Origin of the sequence: Pseudomonas sp. 18.1.10, assembly GCF_024655625.1 — a bacterium.
Taxonomy (GTDB): Bacteria; Pseudomonadota; Gammaproteobacteria; order Pseudomonadales; family Pseudomonadaceae; genus Aquipseudomonas.
The window spans coordinates 1-4,861 of the sequence record NZ_JANLGL010000310.1 but is presented as its reverse complement, the minus strand read 5'-3'; the positions used below and the strand labels follow the sequence as shown (position 1 = coordinate 4,861).

Annotated in this window: 5 protein-coding genes; 2 read left to right on the top strand and 3 right to left on the bottom strand. The window is 60.7% G+C overall.

All coding sequences use genetic code 11. The annotated features are described in order from the left end of the window. Window positions 1–100 precede the first annotated feature (100 nt). Both NUV89_RS27540 and NUV89_RS27535 read right to left on the bottom strand, forming a co-directional pair. Entirely contained in the window at window positions 101–1,183 is a 1,083-nt protein-coding gene (locus tag NUV89_RS27540) for an LLM class flavin-dependent oxidoreductase (RefSeq protein WP_257783795.1), read from the bottom strand. 177 nt (window positions 1,184–1,360) lie between these two features. After that, window positions 1,361–2,224, bottom strand: coding sequence for a helix-turn-helix domain-containing protein (locus tag NUV89_RS27535; protein WP_257783794.1), 864 nt, complete (start codon window positions 2,222–2,224; stop codon window positions 1,361–1,363). Between the two features lie 109 nt (window positions 2,225–2,333). Here NUV89_RS27535 and NUV89_RS27530 point away from each other — a divergent pair, with 109 nt between their 5' ends. Both NUV89_RS27530 and glsB read left to right on the top strand, forming a co-directional pair. After that, entirely contained in the window at window positions 2,334–2,744 is a 411-nt protein-coding gene (locus NUV89_RS27530) for a hypothetical protein (RefSeq protein WP_017738968.1), read from the top strand. A 111-nt stretch (window positions 2,745–2,855) separates the two neighbouring features. Then, on the top strand, window positions 2,856–3,764 hold the full coding sequence (gene glsB / locus NUV89_RS27525) for a glutaminase B (RefSeq protein WP_257783793.1): 909 nt from the start codon (window positions 2,856–2,858) through the stop codon (window positions 3,762–3,764). A 42-nt stretch (window positions 3,765–3,806) separates the two neighbouring features. Here glsB and mddA read toward each other — a convergent pair whose 3' ends face one another. Then, entirely contained in the window at window positions 3,807–4,598 is a 792-nt protein-coding gene (gene mddA / locus NUV89_RS27520; RefSeq protein WP_257783792.1) for a methanethiol S-methyltransferase, read from the bottom strand. Window positions 4,599–4,861: the final 263 nt, after the last annotated feature.

Here is a 4,861-nt window from a genome sequence, read left to right as displayed (position 1 = left end):
GCAACACCTCGGTATGACTGACAGACCGAGGTGCGTGCATCGCAGGCAAGCCAGCTCCCACACAAGCCAGTTTCCACATTTGGTTTTGCAGTGTTTTGGACTACGCGACTTGCTGAGCCTGCTCGCGTTCGGCGATCAACTGGCGGGTGAGGGGGATCAGGCGCTTGCCGTAATCAAGCGCATCGTTCAGCGGATCAAATCCACGGATCAGGAACGTGGTGATCCCCAGGTCGTAGTAGTCCACCAACGCCTCGGCGACTTGCTCAGCCGTCCCCACCAATGACGTGGAGTTGCCCTGCGCGCCAAGCAGCCCGGCAATGCCAGTCCACAGGCGCTTGTCCAGGCGCGAGCCTTGCGCGGCGGCGGCGAGCAAGCGGCGCGAGCCTTCGTTCGGCGGTTCGCGGCGCACAAAGCCATTCTTTTCTGCCAGTGCGGTGGCCTGCTGCAAGATGCTGTCGGCGCGTGCCCACGCCAGTTCTTCGGTTTCGGCGAGGATCGGTCGCAGCGACAAACTGAAGCGAATCGTGCGCCCGTGCTTGGCCGCCTCGGCGCGCACCTGGGTGACGATCTCGCGCACTTGCTCGTAGGTCTCGCCCCACAGCGCGTACACGTCGGCATGCTTGCCGGCCACGGCGATGGCCGCCGCTGACGAACCCCCGAAGTACAGCGGGATATGCGGCTGTTGCGGCGACTTCACCGTGGAGTGCGCGCCTTCGACCTGGTAGTAGGTGCCGGCGAAATCGAAGGGCTGCTCGCTGGTCCATTCCTGGCGCACCACGCTCAGGTATTCGTCGGTGCGCGCGTAACGTTCGTCCTTGCCGATATGGCTGCCATCGGCGCGCAGTTCGCGGTCATCGCCGCCGGTGATGATATGCACCGCCGTGCGCCCGCCGTTGAATACATCCAGGGTGGTGAACTGGCGTGCGGCCAAGGTCGGCTGGGCGAAACCCGGGCGATGGGCGATCAGAAAATGCAGCTTTTTCGTCACGCTGGCGGCGTGGGAGGCGATCAGCGTGCTGTCCGGGCTGTTGGAATGGAACGCCACCAGGGCGCGGTCGAAACCGGCCTCTTCGTGGGCGCGGGCCACGCTTTCGACGTAGTCCGGTTGCAGGGTAGGGCCGCTGCGCGGATGGATCTCGGAAGCGTGATGGCCGCCAATGTAGCCGATGAATTCAATGCTCATGGTCTGTCCTTGTCTGGTGCGGGATGGTCACCTCCACCGGGCAGGGGGTCGGTTGTTCGCGTCCAAGGTAGGGGCAGGCGGCGGGGCTGTAAAAGGCCGTTTGGTTCTAACCTAATTATTAAAATGTAGAATCATAAAAAGTTGGTGTATCAGTATTTTGCATTTTTATTGGTGAGGTCAGTGTTCAGCATCCAGCGCTTCCGTCATCGCAATGCCGGGTAGTGCGGCATTGCCTGGGTTGCCCATGCGGTCCGCCAGGTAGCGCGCCGGTGGTTGGCCCACGGCCTTGCGGAACATGGTGATGAAACCACTGGCGTTCTCATAACCCAGGTCCAGGGCCACACGCTGCACGCTGTCGCCCTTGGCCAGGCGTTGCAGGGACAGGATCACGTGCAACTGCCGGCGCCAACGGCCAAAACTCAGGCCCAGTTCCTCCAGCAAGAGCCGCGTCATGCTGCGCTCGCTCATGCCGATGCGCACCGCCCACTGGCCGAGGGTGGCCTTGTCCGTCGGCTCGGCCAGCAGGCTGTCGGCCAGGCGCCGCAGCCGTGGGTCTTGTGGCATGGGCAGGTGCAGGGCTTCAATGGGCGCGGCGGCCAGTTCATCCAACAGCGTGCTGATTAAGCGGCCCTGGGCGCCGTCCTCTTCATACAGTTGCGGGAAACCGACGGCCTTGCTGATGAGCTCATGCAGCAGCCCCGACACCGCCAGGGTGCAGCATTGCGCGGGCAGGGCGCGGGCGGCGTCGGGGTCGATCAGCAGGCAATAGACCTGCGCCTCGCCAGACCCACGCGCGGCATGAGAGGTGCCGCCGGGAATCCACAGCGCGCATTGCGGTGGCACGATCCAGATGCCGGCTTCGATTTCACAGTGGATGACCCCGCGCAGGGTGTACATCAACTGGCCTTTGCGATGGGCGTGCTGGGCATGTTCCCAGGTGTCCGAAGTGCTGCTGGCGCCCACGGCCACCACGGCGCGGGGGAAGACGTCGGCATCCTTGGCCATCATCGGGTCATGCAGGTCGAGGCGGTGATGTTTCATGGTGTGGGCGCATCTTGGCTGAATTGCGAAATAGTCTGGCTATTCTGTGCAATGCCGTCCAGGGTTTTGTCTCTTATAGTGAGAGTCACTCTCATTAAGGAGCTTTGCCATGCGACTCGACAGTACAACCTTCCCAGTGGTCAAAATCTTCTTCGACGCCCCCAACGAAGGCGGGCCGGAGGATGCCTTCGTGGTTTTCGAGGGCCTGTTGGCCCGTCAACAAGCCTTTGTGCTGCTGCACGAAAAATCCGTGGATGAAAACAATCACGAGCATGCCCATGAGGAGCGCAAGCAAGCCTCGATCTGGATGAAGAAAAACAAGCCGGCGTTGCGTGCGTACGTCAAAGGCATGATCCAGGTGGAACCGAGCGCGGCGCAGCGGTTGGCGCTCAAGCCGTTTGCCGTGATGTTCGGCAAGGCCTGGGGCTATCCGCTGTTGGTGGTGGAGTCCAAGGACCGCGCCTGGGCCTTGGCGCGGGATGTGCTGGATGAGCAGGTGTCGGATGTGGCGCATTTCTAACCCTGGAAATACGCAGTTGTGGGAAGGGAGCAAGCTCCCTCCCCACACTGAGATCAGGTATCCTCCGCGCCCCGCTTATCACCGATTCAAAGACAGATGACAGGACAAGACATGCAGGCGCTGCTGGAGTCGATCCTGGACGAAGTGCGTCCATTGATCGGCCTCGGCAAAGTGGCCGACTACATCCCCGCGCTGGCCGATGTGCCGGCCAATCAATTGGGGATCGCCGTGTACGGCAACGACGGTGCCGCCTATTGTGCCGGCGACGCCGACACGTTGTTTTCGGTGCAGAGCATTTCCAAGGTGTTCAGCCTGGTGCAGGCCATCGACCACGGTGGCGAAACCATCTGGGAACGCTTGGGCCATGAACCGTCCGGGCAGCCCTTCAACTCGCTGGTGCAGTTGGAATTTGAACGCGGCCGGCCGCGCAATCCGTTTATCAATGCCGGCGCACTGGTGATCTGCGATATCAACCAGTCGCGTTTTGCCGTGCCGATCCTGTCGATGCGCGATTTTGTGCGGCGCCTGTCGGGTAACCCGCAGATCCTGGTCAATAGCGTCGTCGCCGAATCCGAAGCCCAGCATGGTGCACGCAATGCGGCCATGGCGTACCTGATGAAGTCGTTCGGCAACTTCCACAACGATGTCGATGCCGTGCTGCACAGCTACTTCAACTACTGCGCGTTGCAGATGAGCTGCCTGGACCTGCCCAAGGCGTTCAGCTTCCTGGCCAACGAAGGCGTGAGTGCCCACAGCGGCGAGCAAATCCTCACGGCCCGCCAGACCAAGCAGGTGAACTCGATCATGGCCACTAGCGGGCTGTATGACGAGGCGGGGAATTTTGCCTATCGGGTCGGCTTGCCGGGCAAGAGCGGCGTGGGCGGCGGCATCGTCGCGGTAGTGCCGGGGCAGTTTACGGTGTGCGTGTGGTCGCCGGAGTTGAATGCCGCCGGGAACTCGCTGGCGGGGATCAAGGCGTTGGAGTTGTTGAGTGAGCGGATTGGGTGGTCGGTGTTTTGATAACGCGGCACGTGAAATAGCCCGGGCAGCGCAAATCCCACATCAAGATTCAGGCTTCTTTTTCCGTGGCGCAGACCGGACGTTCGACCACGGTAAAACCATGCCGACCGCTTGCTGGTACTGCCGATACCGCTCACCAAACAGCGCCACAAGATCCTTCTCTTCAAAGTAAGCACCCACAAAAATGTAGGCCGTCAGCCCAACCGCAAACAACAGGTGGCCAGCGGTCATGTGCGGCGTTGCCCAGAAGGCTATCAGGAATCCCAGGTACAGGGGGTGGCGGACAATCCTGTAAAGCGATGGCGTTCGGAATATCGACAGCTGTTGTGTCGTGCCACGCCAACGATCAATGGCCTGCTTGAGGCCAAAGAGTTCGAAATGGCTTATCAGCAACGTTGCCACAAAGACAACCCCCCAGCCCAACCAGAACAGACCGGTCAGCAGCACGCTGGCCCAAGCCGCCTCAACCTGCCAGACGGTGAACGTGATCGGCTGCCACAACCAGAACATCAGCGCGAGCACCAGGCTGCTGAGCAAGACGTAGGTCGAGCGCTCGGCAACGGGCGGGACGAATGTCGTCAGCCAGCGCTTGAAGCTTTTACGTGCCATCATCGAATGCTGGACGCCGAATAACAGCATCAGCAAGCAGTTGACCAGGGTTGCCAGAGGCCAATCGATGAGGGGGCCGGAGTTGATGTGCTTGGGTACGACGACACCGCCGACGAAGCCGATCAAGTAGAAAAACGTGAATAGAAAGACCAGATAACAGCAGGTGCTGAAGACCAGCCCGGCAATACGTGCAGGATGGCCGTTCGCGGTTTTTTGCAGGTTCATGGACGAATCCTTTCGCACATGGTGAGGGGGTAAGCCAATCGATGATTGAACTCTCGCCCTGTCAAGGTTAGCGGGGTTTGAGGATTCGGCTACCTGGGTACACAGAACCCTATCCAGCGAAGTTTCCAGGGACAGCCTGAAAGCCTTGTGGGAAATATCTGTGCACAGCAAGCGCCGTCTACCACTGTGCTAGAGCACCGCAAATCCCATGTGGGAGCTGGCTTGCCTGCGATAGCGGTCTGTCAGTCAACACATCTGCCCCT